The organism is Rhodopseudomonas sp. AAP120 (genome assembly GCF_001295845.1).
Classification (GTDB): Bacteria; Pseudomonadota; Alphaproteobacteria; order Rhizobiales; family Xanthobacteraceae; genus Rhodopseudomonas.
Window position 1 is genome coordinate 67390 of record NZ_LJIC01000017.1, and the last position, 22802, is coordinate 90191.

Annotated in this window: 20 protein-coding genes; 13 read left to right on the forward strand and 7 right to left on the reverse strand. The window is 66.7% G+C overall.

Going from position 1 to position 22802, the window contains the following annotated elements:
* Nucleotides 1–168: 168 nt before the first annotated feature.
* Nucleotides 169–552 (reverse strand): phasin, encoded by a 384-nt coding sequence (locus IP86_RS03805; RefSeq protein WP_054161184.1) that lies wholly within the window; start codon nucleotides 550–552, stop codon nucleotides 169–171.
* Nucleotides 553–907: 355 nt separating this feature from the next.
* Between IP86_RS03805 and IP86_RS03810 the strand changes: the two genes are divergently transcribed.
* Both IP86_RS03810 and IP86_RS03815 read left to right on the forward strand, forming a co-directional pair.
* On the forward strand, nucleotides 908–4450 hold the full coding sequence (locus IP86_RS03810; protein ID WP_054161185.1) for a PAS domain-containing protein: 3543 nt from the start codon (nucleotides 908–910) through the stop codon (nucleotides 4448–4450).
* 168 nt (nucleotides 4451–4618) lie between these two features.
* A complete protein-coding gene (locus IP86_RS03815; protein WP_054161186.1) occupies nucleotides 4619–5329 on the forward strand; it encodes a Crp/Fnr family transcriptional regulator in 711 nt (236 codons plus the stop codon).
* Here the strand turns inward: IP86_RS03815 and IP86_RS03820 are convergent.
* Nucleotides 5281–5532, reverse strand: coding sequence for a DUF1858 domain-containing protein (locus IP86_RS03820; RefSeq protein WP_054161207.1), 252 nt, complete (start codon nucleotides 5530–5532; stop codon nucleotides 5281–5283). The genes IP86_RS03815 and IP86_RS03820 overlap by 49 nt on opposite strands.
* A 236-nt stretch (nucleotides 5533–5768) precedes the next feature.
* Between IP86_RS03820 and nirK the strand changes: the two genes are divergently transcribed.
* The 9 genes from nirK (at nucleotide 5769) to IP86_RS03865 (ending at nucleotide 16355) form a co-directional block, all read left to right on the forward strand.
* On the forward strand, nucleotides 5769–6866 hold the full coding sequence (gene nirK / locus IP86_RS03825; RefSeq protein ID WP_054161187.1) for a copper-containing nitrite reductase: 1098 nt from the start codon (nucleotides 5769–5771) through the stop codon (nucleotides 6864–6866).
* A 195-nt stretch (nucleotides 6867–7061) separates the two neighbouring features.
* The gene (locus tag IP86_RS03830) at nucleotides 7062–7949 is read left to right on the forward strand and encodes a formylglycine-generating enzyme family protein (RefSeq protein WP_054161188.1); all 888 of its coding nucleotides are present in this window, start codon (nucleotides 7062–7064) and stop codon (nucleotides 7947–7949) included.
* Between the two features lie 147 nt (nucleotides 7950–8096).
* Nucleotides 8097–9641: a thymidine phosphorylase family protein gene (locus IP86_RS03835; RefSeq protein WP_054161189.1), complete on the forward strand. Its 1545-nt coding sequence runs from the start codon at nucleotides 8097–8099 to the stop codon at nucleotides 9639–9641.
* On the forward strand, nucleotides 9638–10552 hold the full coding sequence (locus IP86_RS03840) for a ribose-phosphate pyrophosphokinase (RefSeq protein ID WP_054161190.1): 915 nt from the start codon (nucleotides 9638–9640) through the stop codon (nucleotides 10550–10552). Before IP86_RS03835 ends, IP86_RS03840 begins: the two co-directional genes overlap by 4 nt.
* Complete coding sequence (locus IP86_RS03845) at nucleotides 10549–12165, forward strand: MBL fold metallo-hydrolase (protein WP_054161191.1); 1617 nt, start codon at nucleotides 10549–10551, stop codon at nucleotides 12163–12165. The genes IP86_RS03840 and IP86_RS03845 overlap by 4 nt, the downstream gene beginning before the upstream one ends.
* A gap of 128 nt (nucleotides 12166–12293) precedes the next feature.
* A complete protein-coding gene (locus IP86_RS03850) occupies nucleotides 12294–12497 on the forward strand; it encodes a hypothetical protein (RefSeq protein WP_054161192.1) in 204 nt (67 codons plus the stop codon).
* Nucleotides 12498–12650: 153 nt separating this feature from the next.
* Nucleotides 12651–13664: a Fe(3+) ABC transporter substrate-binding protein gene (locus IP86_RS03855; protein ID WP_054161193.1), complete on the forward strand. Its 1014-nt coding sequence runs from the start codon at nucleotides 12651–12653 to the stop codon at nucleotides 13662–13664.
* 143 nt (nucleotides 13665–13807) lie between these two features.
* Complete coding sequence (locus IP86_RS03860) at nucleotides 13808–15442, forward strand: ABC transporter permease (protein WP_054161194.1); 1635 nt, start codon at nucleotides 13808–13810, stop codon at nucleotides 15440–15442.
* Between the two features lie 280 nt (nucleotides 15443–15722).
* Nucleotides 15723–16355, forward strand: a complete 633-nt coding sequence (locus IP86_RS03865; RefSeq protein WP_245290525.1) for a hypothetical protein — start codon at nucleotides 15723–15725, stop codon at nucleotides 16353–16355.
* A 31-nt stretch (nucleotides 16356–16386) separates the two neighbouring features.
* On the opposite strand, the gene IP86_RS03870 is transcribed toward IP86_RS03865, so the two are convergent.
* Nucleotides 16387–16698 carry a hypothetical protein gene (locus IP86_RS03870; protein WP_054161195.1) on the reverse strand — a complete coding sequence of 104 codons (312 nt, stop codon included), beginning with the start codon at nucleotides 16696–16698 and terminating at the stop codon, nucleotides 16387–16389.
* Nucleotides 16695–17102 (reverse strand): tautomerase family protein, encoded by a 408-nt coding sequence (locus IP86_RS03875; protein ID WP_054161196.1) that lies wholly within the window; start codon nucleotides 17100–17102, stop codon nucleotides 16695–16697. The genes IP86_RS03870 and IP86_RS03875 overlap by 4 nt, the downstream gene beginning before the upstream one ends.
* 111 nt (nucleotides 17103–17213) lie before the next feature.
* Here IP86_RS03875 and IP86_RS03880 point away from each other — a divergent pair, with 111 nt between their 5' ends.
* Entirely contained in the window at nucleotides 17214–18086 is an 873-nt protein-coding gene (locus IP86_RS03880; RefSeq protein WP_054161197.1) for a LysR family transcriptional regulator, read from the forward strand.
* A 157-nt stretch (nucleotides 18087–18243) separates the two neighbouring features.
* Here IP86_RS03880 and IP86_RS03885 read toward each other — a convergent pair whose 3' ends face one another.
* Nucleotides 18244–18894, reverse strand: a complete 651-nt coding sequence (locus IP86_RS03885; RefSeq protein WP_054161198.1) for a CoA transferase subunit B — start codon at nucleotides 18892–18894, stop codon at nucleotides 18244–18246.
* 11 nt (nucleotides 18895–18905) lie between these two features.
* Nucleotides 18906–19622, reverse strand: coding sequence for a CoA transferase subunit A (locus IP86_RS03890; protein WP_054161199.1), 717 nt, complete (start codon nucleotides 19620–19622; stop codon nucleotides 18906–18908).
* A 199-nt stretch (nucleotides 19623–19821) separates the two neighbouring features.
* Between IP86_RS03890 and IP86_RS03895 the strand changes: the two genes are divergently transcribed.
* The gene (locus IP86_RS03895; protein WP_082363821.1) at nucleotides 19822–21789 is read left to right on the forward strand and encodes an AsmA family protein; all 1968 of its coding nucleotides are present in this window, start codon (nucleotides 19822–19824) and stop codon (nucleotides 21787–21789) included.
* A 130-nt stretch (nucleotides 21790–21919) separates the two neighbouring features.
* On the opposite strand, the gene IP86_RS03900 is transcribed toward IP86_RS03895, so the two are convergent.
* A complete protein-coding gene (locus IP86_RS03900; protein ID WP_054161200.1) occupies nucleotides 21920–22720 on the reverse strand; it encodes an ABC transporter permease in 801 nt (266 codons plus the stop codon).
* Between the last annotated feature and the right edge of the window lie 82 nt (nucleotides 22721–22802).

The window sequence follows — 22802 nt, forward strand, 5'->3', positions numbered from 1 at the left end:
AATTGGGTCGCCACCGTGGCAGGCCGTTACCGTCGGCCCGCAAATTATACCCGCGAGAGCGAGCTCCCGCGGCCTTATCCTTCTCAGCGCCTTTGCACCGATAGTTCTGGCGAAGCGGTCGCCTGACCGAGGTAGGCGACGCCTGATCAGCCTGAATGCCCCTGGAGATCAAACCTTGGGCTTGGCAGCGTCCTGGGCGGCCTTTGTGACGGCCTGACCGAGTTCGGTGGCCTGCTCGGCGAGAGCCTTCATCTGCGCCTGGACGTATTCGCTATGGAGCTTCAGCACGTCGCTGAGATCCTTGGCGTGCACGAGTTGCTGCGCGTAATCCAGCGCCGCGGTGACGTTACGCTCGGCGAAGCCGACCGCTTTGGTGGTGATGTCCTTGGCATTGGCACGTACGGTCGCGCCACGGTCCTCGATCGTCGTCGCAGTCTGCTGGGCGCTGGCGAGCATGTGCTCGAACGCCTTGCGGGCCTGGTCGAAACTGGCCTCTGCGATGGAGCGCACCTCTTTGGGAATTTCGAACCGGTCCCGCCCATCCTGATCCATGGTCCACTCCTGTTGCGCAGGGTCCGCTCCGCGGCCCTGTCCGAGCCTGTCGTCACCCTAGCGCCCTCTCGCATCAGCCGTGTGACCGGCTCGCGACGGGCGTCATCGTGACCGAACGAAGAATTTTTGCAACCTTACAACGCCAAGCACCCTTTCAACGCGTATGACGGCCACAAAGTTCTGCCGCCGCAATGGCCGAATTAAGGTTATCGGCGCTTAGCTTGGGACAGCGCGCCGGCAAGCGTGGACCTGACGGCGGCCGAAAGCGATAATGAATTGTTAAGGTTCTTTGCCGACCGCAGTTGCCTTGCTGCGTCACGCGCGAACCGACCAGAACTGCCGCGCACGGGCACCGATGACCAGTTGGGATTTTCAGTTGCGAGGGGTCGACGATCCCCGGCTTGCGGCTCACGCCATCCGTGCGCTTCCCGTCTGGCTGTGGTCGGCCGATGGCACCCGTGTGCTCTGGGCCAATCCGGTCGCAGCCCGGCTGTTCGGTGCCGAGAACGGCAAGGCTCTCGCAGCGCGGCGCTTTGGGCCGGCTGATCCGCACCGCCGCCTGGTGGCGCAACTCGCCGGCCGCCTTCCACGAAACGGCGCGACGAGGCTCGAGCGACTGCGCGGCTTCGGCGCCCGTCTCGGCGCATTGGTCACCTGCGGCTGCGCCCGCTTCGAATGTGCCGACGGGACGCCCGGCGTGCTGATCGCCGCCGTTGACCCGGTCGGGCCCCCGATGCCTCTCGTCGACCGCCTGCGCGGTCTGGTCGAAGGCATTGAAACGCCGATCGCGGCGTTCGGCCGTGACGGGCTGTTCGTCGGCGCCAGCGAGTCCGCCCGAACGCTGCTGGGCTTCCGCAATCTCAGCGAGGCCGGGCTCGATCAGGCGCGCGCCGAGGCATTGCAGAATGGCCGCGCCGAGACGCCGGTGGGAGTCGGTCGCATGGTCCTGCAGCGGGTCGGCAGCGGCCGCGATATCGGACTGGTCGCCCTGCTCGAACCAAATCCGCCGCCGGTGGTGGAGCACGAACCGGACGCGGCCGAACCACCAAAAGCACCGATCCTGCTCGCCTTGCCGCCCCCGGCTGAGCCACCGCCGGCCAGCAGCGCCGACGTCGGCGACGCCGCCGTCCCGCCGAGACGCGACGTTGCAGCCGAGGATCTGATCGCCGACTACGAGCCACTCGAGACGCTCACGGAGGCGCCGGCGGAATTCAGCCTGCTCGGAGAGATCACCGCCGCGGAGCTGGCAGAGACCTCGTCCTCCCCCATGCTGGCGGATGAGACATCGCCGCTCCGGGCGAGCGATGCTGACGTCGCAGCAGCCGGCGGCCAGCCCTCGCACGCTGAACTTGCCTCCGCCGAATCGGCCTCTGCGGTCGCCCCGACGCCTTCCGATCCGCCACTGTCCGAACCGAAGGCCGATGCGGCCGAGGGGGGCGTTGCCGAGCCGCCGCAGACGGAGACATCCGAATTCAACACGACCGGGCCGGAGACGACCGCCGCCGAGTCGGCGGAATTCGAAGCGGTCCCTCAGCCTCCAGTCGCGGACGCATCGTCCGCCGCATCGGAGCCGCCGACGGCAGAGCCAGAACCTGTTCTGCCGGCGCCCCGCCGACATCCGTTGCGGTTCGTCTGGCAACTCGACCAGGCCGACGAACGTTTCACCATCACGTCCGACGAGTTCCTCGACCTGCTCGGTCCTCACACCGCGGCAAGCTTCGGACAGCCCTGGCCAGAAATCCGCGCGGCGCTCGATCTCGATCCCGACGATCAATTCGCGCAGGCCGTCGCACGGCGACACACCTGGAGCGGCATCACGCTGCACTGGCCCGCCGATGACACCAGCCTGCGCCTGCCGGTCGAAATGTCCGGCCTTCCGGTCCAGGACCGCGACGGCAACCTGGTCGGCTATCGGGGCTTCGGCGTCTGCCGCGACCACGACGGGCTAGACCGGCTCGCGATGCTGCGCCGCCACGGCGGCGCGGACGAACACCCGCCGCGGTCGCTGTCAGCCGACTTCACGCCGCGTACATCTCCTTCCGGCCCCGCGGGCGATCAACCCGCCGCGCCGGCCACCAGTCACTATCAAGACACGGATCACATCGTGGAACCTCCGAGAAACGTCCTTCCCTTCCGGCCCGTCCACGATGCCCGTTCGCCGGCCCTGACACCGGTTGAGAACAACGCCTTCAACGAACTCGCACGTCAGCTGGCCGAGCGGCTCGAAGCAGAAGCCGCCGCAGCCGAGCGGTCGCTGACGCAGGCGTCGAATGACGACGTGCCGGAAACATCCTCGGATGAAGCAGCGCCCGCCGACGCTCGCACCGCAGAGGCAGCGAGCGATACGCCAGAGCAGCCTTCTCCCACCGCGCCGCAGGTCGACTGGCTGACGCCGCCGGCGCCCCCGGCAGTGGGTGACGGCACGCGCGACCGCGTGCTGATGGATCTGATCCCGGTCGGCGTGATGATCTATCGGCTGGATCGCCTGCTCTATGCCAACGCCGCGTTCCTACAGCGGACCGGCTTCGCCAGCCTCGCCGCGCTTGAAGAGGCCGGTGGGCTCGACGCACTGTATGTCGAGGAAGGCGCGAGCGGCCCCAGCAGCACGTCCGAAACCGGCGCGCCGATCACGGTATCGAGCGAGCACTCCGCCCCCGCAACCGCCCGGCTGCACACCATCACCTGGGACGGCGAGCAGGCGCTGGCCCTGATCTTCTCCGCCGACGTTTCCGACGCCGCACCGACCGCCCCCGACACATTCGTATCCGACCTTCCCTCGGACGCCGGACAGGCCGACGCCGAAGAACTCGGCGCTATTCTCGATACCACCGCCGAAGGCATCCTGATGTTCGATGCGGACGGCCGGATCAGCGCCTGCAACCGCAGCGCCGAGGCGCTGTTCGGCTATGACGGCGCAGAATTGGTGCAGCAGCCGCTCGTCGATCTGTTCGCTCCGGAGAGCAGCAACGCCGTCCGCGATTACTTCGCCAGCGTGCGGTCCGGCAGTGTCGAGAGCCTGCTCGACCATGGCCTCGAAGCGCTCGGACGGGTTCGCGAAGGCGGGTTGTTTCCGCTCACCATGACGATCGGACGCACGCGCCCCGAGGGCCCGAACTTCTTCGCCGTGTTCCGCGACCTGTCGCAAGCGCGCCGGATCGAGACCGAGCTCAATCAGGTACGCAAACTCGCCGAGCGCGCGGCCGGCGCCAAGGCCGACGTACTCGCCCGCCTCAGCCACGAAATCCGCACGCCCCTCAACGCCATCATCGGCTTCGCCGAAGTGATGATCGAGGAGCGCTTCGGTCCGCTCGGCAACGAGCGTTACGGTGACTATCTGAAGGATATCCGCGCCTCCGGCGAGCGCGTGATCGGCATCGTCGGCGACCTGCTCGATCTCTCGCAGATCGAAACCGGCAAACTCGAACTCGACTTCACCAGCCAGAGCCTCAACGAACTCGTCGAGCAATGCGTCGCGGTGATGCAGCCGCGCGCCAATCGCGAGCGCATCATCATCCGCACCTCACTGGCGCACGCGTTGCCGCCGGTGGTGGCCGACGCGCAGGCGCTGCGGCAGATTCTGATGCACCTGATCGGCACCTCGATCCATCTCGCCAATCCGGGCGGCCAAGTGATCGTCTCCACCGCGCTGAGCGACTTCGGCGAGGTGGTGCTGCGCGTGCGCGACACCGGCCATCGCCTCAACGACGACGAGCTCGCCGCCGCGCTGCAGCCGTTCAGCACCCCTGCCCCGAGCGACCGTTCCGAAGCCGCCGGCGTCAGCCTGTCGCTGACCAAGGCGCTGGTCGAAGCCAACCGCGCCCAATTCCACATCAAGAGCGCGCCGCAGTCGGGCACGCTGATCGAGGTGGTGTTCGCCCATGCGCCGGCGGGGGTGTGAGCGACGACGCGAACTGGCCGTTCTGGGCGGATGAAGCCGGACGGCGCCAAGCGATGAGACGCAGTCAGCGCTCCCGCTGCGCAGGCGGACCTCCGGACATCCCCGCTCTTGCCCAGATCCCGCAATCGCGATTTAGGTAGCTCCCGGTCCATCACTCCGAGAGATCGCATGGCGACGATCGACACATCCCTGGTCGCGAAGCTGCCGCTGTTTGCCGGGTTCGCGACGGAAGAGCTCGACGCCATTCTGCAGGAGGCGCGCTCGATCCGGGTTCCCAAGAACGCCAAGGTGTTCGAACAGGGCGAGGACGCGCATTCGTTCTTCGTGCTGCTGCACGGCCATGTCCGCGCCAGCAAGGTGACGCCGGCCGGCGAACAGGTGGTGGTGCGCTACGTGTCGCCCGGCGAAACGCTCGGCGTGGCAATGGCGATCGGGCTGCAACGCTATCCGGCGACGGCAACCGCCGTGGACGACAGCATCGTGCTGGCGTGGCCGACCACGGCCTGGCCGCGGCTGGTGGAGCGCTATCCATCGCTCGCCACCAACACGCTGCGCACGGTCGGCGGCCGGCTGCAGGAAACTCATTCGCGCGTCATCGAAATGTCGACCCAGCAGGTCGAGCAGCGCGTCGCTCACGCGCTGCTGCGGCTCGCCAAGCAGAGCGGCCGCAAAGTCGATAACGGCGTGCAGATCGACTTCCCGATCAGCAGGCAGGACATCGCGCAGATGACCGGCACCACGCTGCATACCGTGAGCCGGCTGCTGTCCGGCTGGGAGCAGCGCGGACTGATCGAGAGCGGCCGGCAGAAGATCGTGCTGCGCGAACCGCATCAGCTCGTGATGCTGGCCGAACAGGCGCCCGACGGCAAAGAGCCTTGATCGACCGCGCCCCCCGCCACGGCGCGTAGAGCCATGAGGAATGCGGCCTCCTCGATGCCGTGCTCCTGGCAGGAATCCGCGACGGTGTGAAACGTCGCGATCGGGCAGCCGACGCAGGCCAGCTTGAAATCCAGGAACGTTCGGATCGTCGCCGGCCAATCGCGCATCACGTCTTCGACTACGCTGGTGCGGTGAATGAGCATGGTCCTCTCCATCCCGCCATCATGAGAGTCTCGCGCGCATGATCGTTGTGCCGCGACAACGTTCCGACGGATCGCACAGGGACCTCGCACTCCTCCCATCCGACGAAGTACGGATGCGGTGCTTCCCCGAGTTGACCCGTAATCACCGCCGAGCTTGTGCTGGAACAAACAGCCGCGCCGCAGCGAGCGCATCCTCCGGCGCGTCGAATTCAAGTCCACATGCAAGGATCACGATCATGATGACCCGCAGAGATACCCTGCTGGGAGCCGCTGTCGCCACGTTGGTGCTGAGCGCACCGGCGGTGTCGTTCGCCGCCGACGAAGTCTCGAAATTGCCGCGCCAGAGCGTCGAGCTGGTCGCCCCGCCTTTCGTTCACGCGCACCAGCAGGCCACCAAGGACGGCCCGAAGGTGATCGAGTTCAAGCTGGTGGTGCAGGAAAAGGAGATGGTGATCGACGAGGACGGCACCAAATTCCAGGCGATGACGTTCAACGGGTCGATGCCGGGGCCGCTGATGGTGGTGCACCAGGGCGACTACGTCGAGCTGACGCTGGTGAATCCCGCTAATAACACCATGCCGCACAACATCGACTTCCACGCGGCGACCGGCGCGCTCGGCGGCGGCGCGCTGACGCTAATCAATCCCGGCGAACAGGTAGTGCTGCGCTTCAAGGCCGACCGCACCGGCGTATTCGTCTATCACTGCGCACCCGGGGGCGCGATGATCCCCTGGCACGTCGTCTCCGGCATGAACGGCGCCATCATGGTGCTGCCGCGCGACGGGCTGAAGGATGGCGCCGGCAAGCCGCTGCACTACGACCGCATCTACTATATCGGCGAGCAAGACCTGTATGTGCCGCAGGACGAAAAGGGCAAATACAAGACCTACGGTTCGCCCGCCGAAGCCTATGTCGACACCCGCGAGGTGATGCGCAAGCTGACGCCGACCCATGTGGTGTTCAACGGCAAGGTCGGCGCCCTGACCGGCAAGGACGCGATGACCGCCAAGGTCGGCGAGACCGTGCTGATCGTGCATTCGCAGGCCAATCGCGACACCCGCCCGCACCTGATCGGCGGCCATGGCGACTACGTCTGGGAGACCGGCAAATTCTCCAACGCGCCGGAGACCAATCTGGAGACGTGGTTTATCCGCGGCGGCTCTGCCGGCGCTGCGCTCTACACCTTCAAGCAGCCGGGCGTGTACGCCTACCTCAACCACAATCTGATCGAAGGTGTCGAACTCGGCGCCACGGCCCACTTCAAGGTCGAGGGTAAGTGGAACGACGACCTGATGACCCAGGTCAAGGCGCCCGCGCCGATCCCGAGCAACTGACCACCTCCGCGCCAACGAGGTCCGCGTCCGCGCGGACCTCACTCCTTCCCCGCCCACTTGCCCTCGCGTCATTGCGAGGAGCGAAGCGACGAAGCAATCCAGCGCCGTGCCCTGAGCTTCTGGATTGCTTCGCTTCGCTCGCAATGACGGAGGGAAGCTTCGACACACCCCGCAGATCAGCTTCGAGTCGCCGCCATGCTGCTCGCCTTCAAACTCAAGATCGCCATCGCTGCCGCTGCCGGCTTCGTCACCCCGCTGGCGATGACGCCGTTCCTGTTGGAGCCCGCTCATCTCGACCGCGCGCAAGAGTCGCGGCAAGCGATTGTCGAGGTCGCCCCCGGGACGATGTCGTATCGTTTGCCCGGCGAATTCACCCGCGCCGGCAAGCAGATCGAGGCGCCGCGGGTCGAGCTGCGCATCGATCGGCCGCTGGCGATGATGCTGCATCAGGTCAGCGCGGCGGACTATCAGCTCTGCGTCGACGCCGGCGCCTGCCATGCGATGCCGGCCGGGCTCAATGCGCGCGCGGATCGGCCCGCCGTGCAGGTGTCGTGGCAGGACGCCAATGACTACGCGGCCTGGCTGTCCGCCCGGACCGGCGCGCAGTATCGCCTGCCGACCGACGCCGAATGGGCCTACGCGGCCGCAAGCCGCTTCCAGGACGACGGCCTCGCCGCCGACAGCGACGATCCGTCGGTGCGCTGGATCGCCCGCTACGAGCGCGAAGCGCAGATCGACAAATCGGCGATTGCGCTGCGCAATTTCGGCGGCTTCGGCGTCAATGAGCGCGGGCTGCTCGATCTCGCTGGCAATGTCTGGGAATGGACCTCGACCTGTTTCGTCCGCACCGCGCTCGACGGCGCCGGCCGGACGCTCACGCAGACCTCGAATTGCGGCGTGCGCATCGCCGAGGGCCAGCATCGCGCCTATGTGTCGGACTTCGTCCGCGACGCCAAAGGGGGCGGCTGCTCGGCCGGCCTGCCCCCGACCCATCTCGGCTTTCGCCTGGTGCGCGAGCCGTACGACGTCCTCGCCGGGTTGCGCGCGCGGCTGAAATCAACGCTGGCTCGCACCACGCTGTGAGCTGCGTCGGCGCGCCGCAGCGGACATTGACCACGGTCAATCTGCTTCGGTGCCCGAGCTTCTAGCCTCCTCGGCGCGTCGGCCGTGGCTCCCGCCTGCGCAGCATGACGCCTGAACCGGCCGCCCGGCCGGCTGCGGAGTTGCGCCGTGAACGCTCCCGATCTGACCCGTCCGCCGCTGACGATCCGGCGGATCAGCCTCGACACCGGCCGTGAGAATGTCGCGGTGATCTCCCGCCGCTCGCGCGCGCTGCATGCCGACGTGTTTCGCGGCTTCAGCCGCGTCGAACTGCGGATCGGCAGCAAGGTGTTGCTGGCGACGCTAATGATCACCGACGACGACGGGGTGATCGGTCCCGGCGAACTCGGCCTGTCGGAGCCGGCGTTTCGACGCTTCAACGAGCCGGTCGGACAAGCCGTATCGGTCGCGCCGGCGCCGCCGCCAGCCAGCATGGATGCGGTGCGCGGCAAGATCCAGGGCCGCAAGCTGAGCGAGGCCGAGATCACCGCGATCATCGACGACATCGCGCACTTCCGCTACTCCGACATGGAGATCGCCGCATTCCTCATTAGCGCCGCACGCTTCACCTCGACGGACGAATTGCTGTCGCTAGTCAAGGCGATGGCCTCGGTCGGCACCAGGCTGCGCTGGCAACAACCGATCGTCGCCGACAAGCATTGCATCGGCGGCATTCCCGGCAATCGCACCACGATGATCGTGGTGCCGATCGTCGCCGCGCACGGGCTGCTGGTGCCGAAGACCTCGTCGCGCGCCATCACCTCGCCGGCCGGCACCGCCGACACGATGGAAGTGCTCGCCCGCGTCGATCTCGACGTCGAACAGATGACGCGCGTGGTCAACACCTGCGGCGGATGTCTGGTCTGGGGCGGCCATGTCAATCTGTCGCCGGCCGACGATATCCTGATCTCGGTCGAGCGGCCGCTCAGCCTCGACACGCCGGAACAGATGGTCGCCTCGATCATGTCGAAGAAGCTGGCGGCCGGCTCGACGCATCTCTTGATCGATTTTCCCGTCGGCCCCAGCGCCAAGGTGGCGAGCGCCAACGAGGCGATGCGGCTGCGCAAACTGTTCGAATTCGTCGGCGATCAGTTCGGCATCGCGGTGGAAGTGGTGACCACCGATGGTCGGCAGCCGATCGGCCGCGGCATTGGGCCGGTGCTCGAAGCGCGCGACGTGATGGCGGTGCTCGGCAACGAGCCGGGCGCGCCGGCGGACCTGCGCGAAAAGTCGCTGCGGCTCGCCGCGCATCTGCTCGAATACGATCCGCGACTACGCGGCGGAGGCGGCTACGCGCGTGCGCGCGAACTGCTCGATAGCGGCGCGGCGCTGAAGAAGATGCAGCAGATCATCGACGCGCAGGGTCCCTCGACCTGCCGCGCCGAACTCGGCACGCACGCTGCCGACGTGCTGGTGCCGAACGACGGCATCGTCAGCGCGATCGACTGCTTGCGGATCAACCGTCTCGCCCGCACCGCCGGCGCGCCGCTCGCCAAGGGCGCCGGCATCGACCTGTTCAAGAAGATCGGCGACCGCGCCACGAAGGGCGAGGCGATCTACCGGATCTACGCGTCCGAGCGCTCCGAATTCGACCTCGCGGTCGCAGCCGCGCAAACGGAGTCCGGCTTCACCATCAATCATCATACGCCGTCGGCGGTGGAGCTGGTGTCGTGAGCACCGCGGCGATCCAATGCCTCGCCGGCGCGCGGGACGATGCGCAGCGTCTCGGCGCCCGGCTCGGCATCCCGGTTCACACCATCGCACAGCACCGCTTTCCCGATGGCGAGATCGCCGTCACGGTCGGCCCCAGCGCCGCGACCACGATCCTGTACGTGCCGCTCGACCAGCCGAACGACAAGCTGATCACCATCCTGTTCGCCGCCGAGGCGCTGCGCAGGGGAGGTTGTCAGCGTCTGGTGCTGCTCGCGCCTTATCTTTGCTACATGCGCCAGGACATCGCGTTTCATCCCGGCGAGGCAATCAGTCAGAGGGCCATGGGCAAACTGCTGGCCTCGCTGGTCGATCGGGTCATCACTGTCGATGCGCATCTGCATCGCACCGCCAGCCTCGGCGACGTGTTTCCGGGCATCGAGGCCGACAACCTGTCGGCGATCCCGGCGATTGCCGCCTCGCTGCGCGCGCACCCGCTTGATCCCGACACCACAGTGGTCGGTCCCGATGCCGAGGCGCAGCAATGGGTGGATGCGCTGGCCAAGCTGATCGACCGCCCCTCAACCGTGGCCCGCAAGATCCGCCGCGGCGATCGCTCGGTCGACATCACATTCGATGATCCGTCACTGATTAAAGGCCGCACGGCTCTGCTGGTCGACGACATCGTCTCGTCCGGCGGCACGCTGATCGCCTGCAGCAAAGCGCTGCACGCCGCGGGCGCGGCCTGGGTCGACGCGGTGATCACCCACGCGCTGTTTCCGACCACCATGTTGCGCGAGTTGGCGCTCGCCGGTCTGCGCAGCATCCGCTCGACCCATACGGTGCCGCATTTCTCCAACAGCATCGTGCTGGACGATCTGTTCGCCGAAGCGCTCGCCCGCGAAATCAGCCGAGGTAAGGAGACCCGCGCATGAGCGTCACGATTCGGATCTGTGGCGCTGCGCGCACCGTCACCGGCTCCTGCTATCTGATCGAGGCCAAGGGCAAGCGCCTGCTGATCGACTGCGGCCTGTTCCAGGGTCAGAAGACGCTGAAGGAACTGAACTACGGCGACTTTCCATTCCGCCCGTCGGCGATCGACGCGGTGCTGCTGACGCATGCGCATATCGACCATTGCGGTCTGCTGCCCAAGCTGGTGCGCGGCGGCTTCGACGGCCCGATCTTCGCCACCCGCGGCACCATCGACCTGTGCTCCTACATGCTGCCCGACGCCGGCAGCATCCAGGAATCCGAAGTGATGATGCTGAATCGCCGCAACGCCGCGCGTGGCAAGCCGGAGGTGGCGCCGATCTACACCCAGGCCGACGCGATCGCGACGCTGTCCTCGTTCCGTCCGGTCGACTACGAGACCTGGACCAACATCGTGCCCGGCGTGTGCGCGCGCTATTGGAACGCCGGACATCTGCTCGGCTCGGCCTCGATCGAAGTCGAGATCGCCGGCGAAGGCCGCTCGTCCTCGGCGCTGCGGCTGCTGTTCTCCGGCGACATCGGACCCGACGGCAAGCTGCTGCAGCCGGATCCGGAAGCGCCGTCGCATTTCGACTACGTGTTCTGCGAGTCGACCTATGGGGCGCGGGTGCGCGAGCCGACCTCGCCGCAGCTTCGGCACCAGCGGCTGGCCACAGAGGTCAACGCCGCCGCCGCGGCGCGCGGCGCGTTGGTGATCCCGGCCTTCGCGGTGGAGCGGACGCAGGAACTGATCGTCGATCTGATCGACCTGATGGAGCAAGGCACGATCCCCTCCGCGCCGGTCTTCCTGGACTCGCCGCTGGCGATCCGGGCCACCGAAGTATTCCGTCGTCACGCTGCCGATCTCGACGAGGACATCGATGTCGAACGCCTGCTCAGTTCGCCGCATCTGCGCTTCACCGAGACCGTCGACGAAAGCAAGGCGATTGCCAAGCTCACCGGCTTTCACATCATCATCGCCGCCAGCGGCATGTGCGACGCCGGGCGCATTCGCCATCATCTCAAGCGATGGCTGTGCCGCGACAGCGGCACGGTGCTGCTCGTCGGCTATCAGGCGCAAGGCACGCTCGGCCGCTTCCTCGAAGACGGCGCGCATTCGGTGCGGATCATGGGCGACGAGATCAGCGTCAAGGCGAAGATCCGCCGCATCGATGATTATTCCGGTCATGCCGATGCCGGCGAATTAGTCCGCTGGATCACCGAACGCCGACCGATCGACCGTGGCCTGTTTCTCACGCACGGCGAAGAAGCCTCGATGACGGCGCTGGCCGAGCGACTCGGCGGCATTGTCCCGCCTGCGAAGATTTTCCAGCCTGTGCTCGACGACGTCTACGAACTCACCAGCGCTGTGCCGACGCCGCTCGACGGTACGCATCGTCGCCGGCTCGAGCCGGAGTCCGTCGTGCAGCTCGATTGGCACAACGACATGTCCAAGCTGCTGCTCGATATCAACGAGCGGATCGAAGCCGCTGCGGATGCCCGCGCGCGCGGCGTGATTATCCGGCGTCTGCGTCGTGCGCTCGAAGAGAACGGTCGCGCCGTGCAATCCGGTCGATAGCGGTAGCCGGAAACGGGGTTAACGAAATTTGGCGGGAAGGCACGCGATTCGCTTGCAACAATCGCATTTGCGTTTCCCCGTAGACTGTGTGCTAGACTATTTCGCAGACGCGAGATGCGGGGGACGCTATGGTCGCGAACTATCATGTCGCTGTCGGCGATCAGAATGCGCTTGGGCAATATCTGGTCGACCGCACGGTCAGCACCGACAAGCGTCCGCACCTGCGGATCGCCTGCATTCATTGCGGGGAAGAATATCTGGCCGCCGACGTCAATTTCCACCATTGCAAATGCCCGTCCTGCCAGAGCGGCGAAGGCACCCGCCTGTTCTGAGCAGTTCCAGCCGGATCCCTGCCTCCGGTCGGCCCTCCAACTCCCTCAATCCTTTGCTGGAATCGCTCTAATCGCGACACTCCGTCGCTGCTCGCTCCGGTGCCCCTGAGCTACTGAATTGGGTCTCAGCAGACCCCTTCAGGAGCCCGCCGCATGAGCCGCTTTCGCGCCGCTGCCGTCGTCCTTGCCGCAGTCCTTCTGCCGTTGCCGGCCGGCGCCGCCGAACAGGTCAACGTCTATACCTATCGCGAGACCAAGCTGGTGCAGCCGCTGTTCGAGGCCTTCACCAAGGACACCGGCATCGCCGTCAACGTGATCTCGGCAAGTTCCGGGCTGGAACAACGGATCAAGGCGGAGGGCGACAAGAGCCCGGCCGACGTGCTGCTGACTGTGGATATCGGACGGATCGACGAGGCCGTGCAGGCCGGCATCACCCAGCCGATCGGCTCCGCGGTGATCGACGAGACCGTGCCGGCGCGCTACCGCGATCCGAACGGTCATTGGGCCGGCATCTCGATGCGCGCCCGCGTGATCTACGCCTCGAAAGACCGCGTCAAGCAGAACGCGATCACGTACGAGGAGCTGGCCGACCCGAAGTGGAAAGGCAAGATCTGCATCCGCTCCGGCCAGCACATCTACAACAACGCGCTGTTCGCCGCCTACGTCGCCAAGCACGGCGAAGCCAAGGCCGAGGAATGGCTGCGCGGCCTCAAGGCCAATCTGGCGCAGAAGCCGTCGGGGGGCGACCGCGAAACCGCGCGCGACGTCGCCGCCGGCAAATGCGACATCGGCATCGGCAACACCTACTATTGGGCGCTGATGATGAACAACGATCCCGACAAGAAGCCGTGGGCGGAAGCCACCAAGGTGATCCTGCCGACGTTCGAAGGCGGCGGCACCCACGTCAATCTGTCCGGCGTGTTGCTCGCCAAGCACGCGCCCAACAAGGCCAACGGTCTGAAGCTGATCGAATGGCTCGCCGGCGAAAAGGCGCAACAGATCTACGCCGACGCCAACTACGAATACCCGATCCGCCCCGGCGTGCCGCTCAATCCGACCATCGCCGGCTACGGCAAGCTGACCGCGGATTCGCTTCCGATCGCCAAGATCGCCGCGGAGCGCAAGACCGCCTCGACGCTGGTCGACAAGGTTGGATTCGACAACTGAACGTCGTCACGCCTCCGCCACGCGCGCGGCCTCCTCATCGTGAGGAGCCCTGCGAAGCCCGCAGGGCGGAGCTGGGCGTCTCGAAGGATGAGGCCACGGCGCACGTCCTCATGGTTCGAGACGGCGCTACGCGCCTCCTCACTATGAGGACTACGCCGAGCGAAAACCTCGCCCTCGCCATCGCGCTGCTCACCGCGCTGATCGTCGCCGCACCGGTGATCAGCCTCGCCATCACCGCGCTGCAGCCGGCGGCCGACATCTGGCCGCATCTGATCGCTTATGTGCTACCGCAGACGCTGCGCGACACCGCGGCGCTGTTGCTGGGCGTCGGCATGCTGACGCTGCTGATCGGCACCGGCACCGCGTGGCTGGTGTCGTCGTACGAGTTCATCGGCCGCTCGCTGCTGCTATGGCTGCTGCCGCTGCCGCTGGCGGTGCCGACCTATCTGTCGGCCTATGTGTATGTCGATCTGTTCGAGCCGCTCGGCCTCGCGCATCGCATGCTGACGCTGATCATGCCGGCGACGGACGCGGTGCGCTGGCTGCCGCAGTTACGCTCGCTGCCCGGCGCGATGCTGCTGCTGTCGGCCGTGCTGTACCCTTATGTGTACTTGTCCGCGCGCGCGGTGTTTGCGGCGCAGAGCGCCGATCCGATCGAGGCGGCGCGTACGCTCGGCGCGTCACGCATCACCATTCTGCGCCGCGTGGTGCTGCCGATGGCGCGGCCGGCGCTGGCGGTCGGCGTAGCGCTCGCCGCGCTGGAGACGCTGAACGACATCGGAGCCTCCGAATATCTCGGCGTCCGCACGCTCACCGTCTCGGTGTTCACCACCTGGCTCAACCGCGGCAGCCTCGCCGGTGCCGCGCAGCTGTCGCTGGTGCTGCTCGGCTTCGCCGCACTCCTCATCGCCATCGAGCGCCTCGGGCGCCGCAGCGTCAGCACTGAACTGTCCGCCGAAAATCCGCGGCTGCGACCGCGCAGGTCGCTGCACGGCGCCAACGCAGTGCTCGCCGGCGCAGCCTGCTTCGTGCCGGTGCTGCTCGGATTCCTGATCCCGGCCGGCTATCTGCTCGGCGAGAGCCTGCGCCGCGCGCTCGCGGGCCGGATCGAGGATGCGCTATGGCGTGACGCGCTGCATACGGTGACACTGGCCTTCATCGCGACGTTGCTGGCGCTCGGCCTGGCCCTGATCGTAATTATCGCCACACGATGGCGGCCGGGCCGCACCGCCAGCACGGCCGCTTCGGTCGTGCAGCTCGGCTACGCGCTGCCGGGCCTGGTGCTGGCGCTCGGCCTGCTGGCGCCGCTGCTGGCGCTCGACGGCGCGATAGCCTCGGCCGCCCAGGCGCTCGGCCTTGCATCGCCCGGCCTGTTGCTGATGGGCTCCGGCGGCGCGGTGGTTACCGCCTATGTGATCCGCTTTCTCGCGGTGCCGACCGGGCTGCTGAAGGCCGGCTTCGACCGCATTCCGCGCGACTACGACGACTCGGCGCGCGCCGCCGGCGCGTCGCGGCTGGTGACGCTGGCGAAAGTCGACCTGCCGCTGCTGCGGCCGGCGCTGGTCGGCGCTGCGATCCTGGTGTTCGTCGATTGCCTCAAGGAACTGCCGGCGACGCTGCTGCTGCGGCCGCTGAATGTCGACACGCTGGCGACCTCGATCTACCAATATGCCAGCCGCGGCAGCTTCGAAGACGGCGCCCTCGCCGCCCTGATCATCGTCGCCGCCAGCATCCCGCCAGTGATCTGGCTGACGCGGTTCTCGGACCGGGCGGAGTAGCGCCCTCGCTTCGTCATTGCGAGCCGACGGGTCGGCGCAGAGCGCCGCCCGATGGCAGGCTCCGCGAAGCAATCCAGGAGTCCACTGCACGGGGCTGGATTGCTTCGTCGGCTTCGCCTCCTCGCAATGACGGAAAGGCTTTGCCCGACAAGCGCTTCGCCATGCTGCCGCCGTCATCCCATCGAAAATGGAACCGATCGGCCGATGCGGCGATGCGCAGCACCGGCTGGTTTCGGCCATCTCTCGCGCCTATAATTCGCTCGCCATGATGGAAACTTGGATGTCTCGCCCCCCGATCAGATTGAGCCTCGCCGTGGCCCTGCTCTGCCTCGGGACGCAGGCGGCTTCGGCGCAGTCGGCGCCGATTCGTTATTGGGTGCCGGGCGGTCCGTTCGGCTTCGGCGGCGGAGCGACGGAAAGCTGGCAGCCGCTGAACTGGAGCGATGTGCCCGGTTTCACCGCCTCGGAGCCGGATGAAGACGGCTTCCGCACCGGCTTCGTCGCCCGCGCCTACAGCGCGCCGGTGAACGCGTTCAGCAGCGGGCTCAATTGGCGCGGTGTCGGCGGGATCGGCGGCGCCGGTGCGTTCGGCAATTTCGGCTCGCTCGCGCTTGAAGGCGCGCAGTACGGCTACAACTTCAAGGGCGTCGGCGATACGCCGATGACCCTGTTCGGCGGCGTCGACCAGCTCAAATATCAGCCCGACGTGTTCACCTCGCTGACTTCCCCCGGCTTCTCCAGCAGCAACACCGCGGCGACCGCCGTGCACGCCGGCGTCGAGATCCGCCCGACCTCCAATCTCAGCCTGTCGTTCTCGGCCGGCTATGTGCAGCCAAATGGCGCCGTCGACAGCGACATTCGCTCCAATCTGCTGCCGGGCGAGGCGCCGATGTTCTCAGGCGGACGGCGGTAGCGACAGCTTCACGCGCGCCGGCACGCGCGCGTCACAGATCGACTGTTCTGGCCGAGATCACGTCGACACGCATCAGGGCTTCAAGCACGTGGATGCGTGGCTCCGATCCATAGCGCGAGCGGATCATGCTTCGGTAGTCGTTGCCGTGCCAGCGCGCTGCGGCTTCGCGCGAAGGCCAGAAATAGATTCCGCCTCCCAGCCCTTCCGCCTCGTCGAAGAAGTAGAACTTCTCGATCAGTTCGTGATTCCCGAGCCAGACCGCGGCAGACTGCCGATACAACTCCAGCACCGCCGCGCGGTCGATGCCGCGCGGCAGATCGAACATGACGATCTCGGCGATCATGCCGCGACCGCACTTGCGCGAAACCGATGCTCCTCCTGCGTCACCCCGGCGTAGCCATAAGCGGACGCCCGGCAATCGATGACGTGAATGTTGGAGTGCGGATGCAGATTGCCGATCAGGCGCGACAGCAGCGCAAACGCCTCGGCATGATACGTGGCCTTCTCGGCCTTGGTGTTGGTCTCGTCGGTGATGGTCACTTCGAGCTTGAACGCGTGACGCCCGTCCTCGGCGAGTGCACGCCCGGCGATGAACCACTGCTCCGGAGGCTGGTAGCGGACCAGCACCGAGGTGCGCGACAGCTCCTTCTTCAGCACCTTGCAGGTGAGATCCGCGATGTCCGCAGCGAGGCGGTTGGTGAGTGCGGCGTCCGGCTTTCCAGAAACCGTCAGAACGATGCCCGGCATGTCTGCTCCTTGTCGATCGGGGGTAACGAGGCGACCATGCGCGGCTTCTTGAGATAAGGAAAACGGGAAGATATGATACGATCCATCGGATAAACCGGTAGATGCGGCACCATGGCGCGACTGTTCGATCTCGATCTGCTCAATGCCCTCGTCGTTGTCGCCGAGACCGGCAGCATCTCCGCCGCCGCGCCGCGGCTGTTCCGGTCGCAGTCAGCCGTCAGCGAACAGATTCGCAAGCTCGAAGAGATGTGCGGTCTGCCGCTGCTCTCGCGCGGCAAGACCGGCGCAAGCCTCACCCCGGCCGGCGAACGGCTCAGCCGCTACGCCCACGAGATGCTGACGCTCAGCGATGCCGCGTTTCGCGATATCCAGGGCACCCAACTCACTGGCGATCTGCGCCTCGCCATCACCGATTACTTCCGGCCAGGCGCGCTGCCCGAGATCCTGCGCCGGGTACGCGACCAGTTTCCACGGCTGCGGCTGCACGTGCTGATACGCAAGAGCGCGCTGATCGAGGAAGAGATCGCGGCGGGCGACTACGACATCGGCCTCTCGATGCGCATCCTCGAGGGCCAGCCGCCGCGCTCCAAGGGCGACGCTCGCATCCGGCTGCGGCGCGAGCCGCTGCTGTGGGTTTCGGACCGTTCCTTCGTGATGCCGCAGGACGGCGTGCTGCCGCTGGTGGTGCTGCCCGACACCTGTTCGCTGCAGCGGTTCGTCGTCCGCAAGCTGAAAGCGCACCGCATCCGCCACGCGGTGATGCACTCGGCGTCCGGCGTCGGCGGACTGCATCTGGCGCTGGCGGCTGCGCTCGGCGTGACCTGCCTCAACGCCTCCGCCGTGCCGGAGGGGGCCGTCAAGGTCGGCACAAGCCTTGGCCTGCCGACATTGCCCGAGGTCGAGTTCAGCCTGATGCCCCCGCGCGCCGGCGAATCGCGTTTCGTCGCCGACGTACGCACGATGTTGGCGGAACAGTTGCGGTGATCAGGCCCGATCGGAAGACGTAGCGCGCGTCGGGCACTGCGGATGACTTAGCGCCAGAAGGGTGAGCCCGAAGCGCGTCCAACCTTCCTGCAGTCATTCGGCGGATCGATGCCGCGTGGGCACGGCGCTCTCGCGCTTTTGCCCACCGACGCCCGAACTACGCGTTCTTCAGTGCCACCCGAAAATCGGCTTCGGTCTTGGACTTGACCCCGTCGAGGGTGACGCCGTCGGCGAGTTCGATCAGCGCCATGCCGTCGTTGCCGTGCTTGTCGATGGTGAACACCGCCAGATCGGTGACGACCATGTCGACGACGCGCTCGCCGGTCAACGGCAGGTTGCACGACTTGAGCAGCTTCGGGCCGTCCTTGGCGGAATGCTCCATCACCACGATGACGCGTTTGACGCCGGCGACGAGGTCCATCGCGCCGCCCATGCCCTTGACCATCTTGCCGGGGATCATCCAGTTGGCGAGATCGCCGTTCTGGGCGACCTGCATGGCGCCGAGGATGGAGAGGTCGATGTGGCCGCCGCGGACCATCGCGAAGGAGTCGGCCGACGAGAAGTAGCTGGTCGACGGCAGCTCGGTGACGGTCTGCTTGCCGGCGTTGATCAGGTCCGGGTCTTCCTCGCCCTCATACGGAAACGGGCCCATGCCGAGCATGCCGTTCTCGCTCTGCAGCACCACGTCGACGCCGTCCGGGATGTAGTTCGACACCAGCGTCGGGATGCCGATGCCGAGATTGACGTAGAAACCGTCGCGCAGTTCCTTGGCGGCGCGCGCCGCCATTTGTTCGCGGGTCCAGGCCATCGGGATTCTCCTCAGCTCGCCGCGGTTTCGGGGCGCTTGCGCGTGGTGCGCTGCTCGATGTGTTTCTTGGCGGTGCCGACTTCGATGATGCGCTGGACGAAGATGCCCGGCGTGTGGATGTGATCGGGATCGATCTCGCCGGCCGGCACCAGATGCTCGACCTCGGCGATGGTGATCTTCGCCGCGGTGGCCATCATCGGATTGAAGTTGCGCGCGGTCTTTCGGTACACGAGATTGCCGGCGGTATCGCCCTTCCAGGCGTGCACGATCGCGATGTCGCCGAACAGGCCGCGCTCCATCACGTACTTCTCGCCGTCGAACTCGCGCACTTCCTTGCCTTCGGCCACCAGCGTGCCGACGCCGGTCTTGGTGAAGAACGCCGGGATGCCGGCGCCGCCGGCGCGGATGCGCTCGGCCAGCGTGCCCTGCGGGCAGAATTCGAGCTCCAGTTCACCGGCGAGGTACTGCTGCGCGAACAACTTGTTCTCGCCCACATAGGACGAAATCATCTTCTTGATCTGCCGCGTTTCCAGCAGCCGGCTGAGGCCGATGCCGTCGACGCCGGCATTGTTCGACACGACGGTGAGATCCTTGACGCCAGAGTCGCGCAGCGCGTCCGACAGCGTCTCGGCGATGCCGCACAGCCCGAAACCGCCGGACATCACCATCATGCCGTCCCGCAGGATTCCGGCGAGTGCCGTTTCGGCGTCGGGGTAAACCTTGTTCATGGAGCAGGGACCTGATGAGAGGGGCTGTTCTGCGAGTGGGTCTATTCAGCAAAAACCGTGCAAGCCGTCAATTGCGCCCACATGCTGCGACCCGGAAGGCCTTGAAACAGACAAGAAAACCGATCAAGTTGCCGGCCGAACAGGGGCCGGCGGGCCCTGCCTCCTCCTTGCCCACAGATCGATCCGGATAGTCTTGGCGATGGCCCAAGGAATCAAGCGCCTCGGGATATCGGTTGCGGCGCTCATCGCCATAATCGTGATCGGTGCGCTGGTGCTGTCGTTGCTGATCGACCGCGGGGCGATGCGCCAGGCGGTCGAGTCGCAATTGCGGGCCGCGACCGGGCTCGATCTGGCGGTCGATGGCGATATCGATGTCTCGGTGTTTCCGCGCAGCTACGTGACCTTCAAGTCGGTGCGGCTGAAGGGCAATGGCGACGGCGGCCCGGACAGTGCGCTCAGCGTCGATACGCTCACCGCCAATCTGCGGCTGCTGCCGCTGCTGCTGCGCCGTTTCGAGATCGCCGACATCGCGCTGATCCAGCCGACCATCCGCGTCGTCCGCGACGCCGACGGCGGCAGCAACTGGACGCCCTTCATCAAGAGCCTGACGCGAACGATGAAACCCGGGCTCGACGATCAGGTGTCGTTCTCCGAGATCCGGCTGCAGGACGGCGTGCTCAGCTATCGCGACGATAGCAGCCACGTCCTGGAAAACATCAGCGACATCGACATGTCGCTGGCATGGCCGTCGATCTCGCGCACCTTCGCGGCCGCCGGCCAGTTCGACTGGCGCGGTGAACGCATCGACGGCAGCATCAGCGTCAACGATTTCATTTCCGCATTGGCGGGTGAACGCTCCGGGCTCAAGCTGCGGCTCGCCGGCGCGCCGATGAAGATCGCGTTCGACGGCGTGATCGGCAACAAGTCCAGCCTTGTGCTCGAAGGCACCCTGTCGGCCGACAGCGCCTCGCTGCGCAACGCGCTGCGCTGGGCCGGGCAGGAGCCACCCGGCGCCGGCGGGTTCGGACGCTTCGCGCTGAAAGCGCGCGCCAATCTCGTCGGTCCCTCGGTCGCGCTCACCAACGTCAATATCGAGCTCGACAAGAACGTCGCCGAGGGCGTGATGACCTACACGGTCGCGGGCGGTCATCAGGGCCTGCAGGCGACGCTCGCCGCCGGCTCGATCGACGCCACGCCGTATATTTCGACGATCCGGCTGCTGGCCAGCGGCGCCCGTGACTGGAACCGGCAGCTGTTCGATCTCGGCTCCGCCAACCCGATCGATCTCGACGTGCGGCTGTCGGCCGCCAAGGTCGTGCTCGGCTCCTCTACACTCGGCCGCACCGCGCTCAGCGCCAATCTGCGCGGCGGCGCGCTGGCGCTCAGCGTTGGCGAGGCGCAGGTCTATGGCGGCATCGTTCAGGGCACACTCGGCGTGTCGCGGCGCGACAACGTCGCCAATATCAAGACCCAGTTCCAGTTCAGGGACGTCGATCTCGAAGCCTGCGCGTCCGACCTGCTCGGCGTGCGCAATCTGTCCGGACGCGGCAATCTCAGCATCGCGCTGGAAGCGTCCGGCTCGAGCCCGTTCGGCCTCGCTCAGTCGCTCGACGGCTCGGCGCTACTGACCGGCCACGACGGCGCCATCACCGGCTTCAACGTCGAACAATTGCTGAAGCGACTCGAGCGGCGGCCGCTGTCGGGCGGCGGCAATTTCCGCAACGGCAAGACGCCGTTCACCACCCTCAACGTCGCAGTGCGGTTCAGCGACGGCGTCGCCACCGCGGACGACATCCGGATCGACGGCCCGACCGCGAAGATTTCGCTGACCGGCACCGCCTCGGTGCCGTCGCGCGAATACGACCTCAAGGGCGTCGCCAGCCTCGCCAATACGCCCGGCGCGCCGGGCTTCAATCTGCCATTCATCGTCGAAGGGCCGTGGGACGATCCGCTGATCTTCCCGGATCCGGAGAGCCTGATCCGCCGCTCCCCCGCCTCCGCGCCGCTGCTCGACGCCGTCAAGGACAAGAAGACCCGCGACGCCGTCCGCTCGGTGCTGGAGCGCATCACCGGCGGCGGACGGAAGCCTGAGCCGGAGGCCGGCGCCGAACCGTCAGCGGATGCCCCCGCCACGGCAACGCCGGATGCCGCGCCGAAGGCGAACTGATTAGTCAATCACGCTCACCTTCGTCATTGCGAGCCAACGGGTCGGCGCAAAGCGCCGCCCGATGACAGGCTCCGCGAAGCAATCCAGAACGCAGTGCACGGCGGTGGATTGCTCCTCGCAATGACGGGAGTCACATCGGCGCGGCGTTGTCGGCCTGGGCTTTGGATAGCTTCGACGCCAGCGATGCGATCACGATGGCGATCGTCACCACTGCGACGATCAGCGTGCAGATCGCGTTGATCTGCGGCTTCACGCCGAGGCGCACTTCCGAATAGATCCGGATCGGCAGCGTCGCCGAGCCGGGGCCGGTGGTGAAACTGGCGATCACCAGATCGTCGAGCGACAGCGCGAAGGCCAGCATCCAGCCGGCCGCGATCGCCGGCCAGATCAGCGGCACGGTCGCGCGCAGGAAAGCTTCGACCGGGCCGCAGCCGAGATCCATCGCGGCTTCCTCGACGCTGCGGTCGAGCGCGTGCAGGCGCGACTGCACCACCACCGCGACGAAGCACATCGTCAGCGTGGTGTGGGCGATCATCACCGTCCAGAACCCGCGCTCGGCATTGAGCGCGACGAACAACAGCAGCAGCGACAGGCCGGTGATCACTTCGGGCATCACCAGCGGCGCATACAGCATGCCAGAGAACAGCGTGCGGCCACGGAAATGCCCCGCCCGCGACAGCGCCACCGCCGCCAGCGTGCCGAGCACCGCGGCCGCCGTCGCCGAGGCGAGCGCGACGCGCAGGCTCATCCACGCCGCCGCCAGCATCGCCTCGTCCTGAAACAGCTCGCGATACCAACGCAGCGACCACCCGCCCCACACCGTCACCAGACGCGAGTCGTTGAACGAGTAGATCACCATGATGACGATCGGCAGATATAGGAATGCCATCCCGAGCGTCAGCGAGACCAGGTTGAAGCGGGTGAGTTTCATGAGCGCCCCCCTCTGCTCCCCTCCCCCTTGCGGGGAGGGGTCGGGGGTGGGGGTCCACAACGGAAGCCTCGCTTCGTGGCTA

Excerpts from the sequence above, each read along its gene's own strand:
- IP86_RS03805 (WP_054161184.1), bottom strand. The coding sequence starts at position 552 with ATGGATCAGGATGGGCGGGACCGGTTCGAAATTCCCAAAGAGGTGCGC.
- IP86_RS03810 (WP_054161185.1), top strand. The coding sequence starts at position 908 with ATGACCAGTTGGGATTTTCAGTTGCGAGGGGTCGACGATCCCCGGCTT.
- IP86_RS03815 (WP_054161186.1), top strand. The coding sequence starts at position 4,619 with ATGGCGACGATCGACACATCCCTGGTCGCGAAGCTGCCGCTGTTTGCC.
- IP86_RS03820 (WP_054161207.1), bottom strand. The coding sequence starts at position 5,532 with ATGCTCATTCACCGCACCAGCGTAGTCGAAGACGTGATGCGCGATTGG.
- nirK (WP_054161187.1), top strand. The coding sequence starts at position 5,769 with ATGATGACCCGCAGAGATACCCTGCTGGGAGCCGCTGTCGCCACGTTG.
- IP86_RS03830 (WP_054161188.1), top strand. The coding sequence starts at position 7,062 with ATGCTGCTCGCCTTCAAACTCAAGATCGCCATCGCTGCCGCTGCCGGC.
- IP86_RS03845 (WP_054161191.1), top strand. The coding sequence starts at position 10,549 with ATGAGCGTCACGATTCGGATCTGTGGCGCTGCGCGCACCGTCACCGGC.
- IP86_RS03850 (WP_054161192.1), top strand. The coding sequence starts at position 12,294 with ATGGTCGCGAACTATCATGTCGCTGTCGGCGATCAGAATGCGCTTGGG.
- IP86_RS03855 (WP_054161193.1), top strand. The coding sequence starts at position 12,651 with ATGAGCCGCTTTCGCGCCGCTGCCGTCGTCCTTGCCGCAGTCCTTCTG.
- IP86_RS03860 (WP_054161194.1), top strand. The coding sequence starts at position 13,808 with ATGAGGACTACGCCGAGCGAAAACCTCGCCCTCGCCATCGCGCTGCTC.
- IP86_RS03865 (WP_245290525.1), top strand. The coding sequence starts at position 15,723 with ATGTCTCGCCCCCCGATCAGATTGAGCCTCGCCGTGGCCCTGCTCTGC.
- IP86_RS03870 (WP_054161195.1), bottom strand. The coding sequence starts at position 16,698 with ATGATCGCCGAGATCGTCATGTTCGATCTGCCGCGCGGCATCGACCGC.
- IP86_RS03875 (WP_054161196.1), bottom strand. The coding sequence starts at position 17,102 with ATGCCGGGCATCGTTCTGACGGTTTCTGGAAAGCCGGACGCCGCACTC.
- IP86_RS03880 (WP_054161197.1), top strand. The coding sequence starts at position 17,214 with ATGGCGCGACTGTTCGATCTCGATCTGCTCAATGCCCTCGTCGTTGTC.
- IP86_RS03885 (WP_054161198.1), bottom strand. The coding sequence starts at position 18,894 with ATGGCCTGGACCCGCGAACAAATGGCGGCGCGCGCCGCCAAGGAACTG.
- IP86_RS03890 (WP_054161199.1), bottom strand. The coding sequence starts at position 19,622 with ATGAACAAGGTTTACCCCGACGCCGAAACGGCACTCGCCGGAATCCTG.
- IP86_RS03895 (WP_082363821.1), top strand. The coding sequence starts at position 19,822 with ATGGCCCAAGGAATCAAGCGCCTCGGGATATCGGTTGCGGCGCTCATC.
- IP86_RS03900 (WP_054161200.1), bottom strand. The coding sequence starts at position 22,720 with ATGAAACTCACCCGCTTCAACCTGGTCTCGCTGACGCTCGGGATGGCA.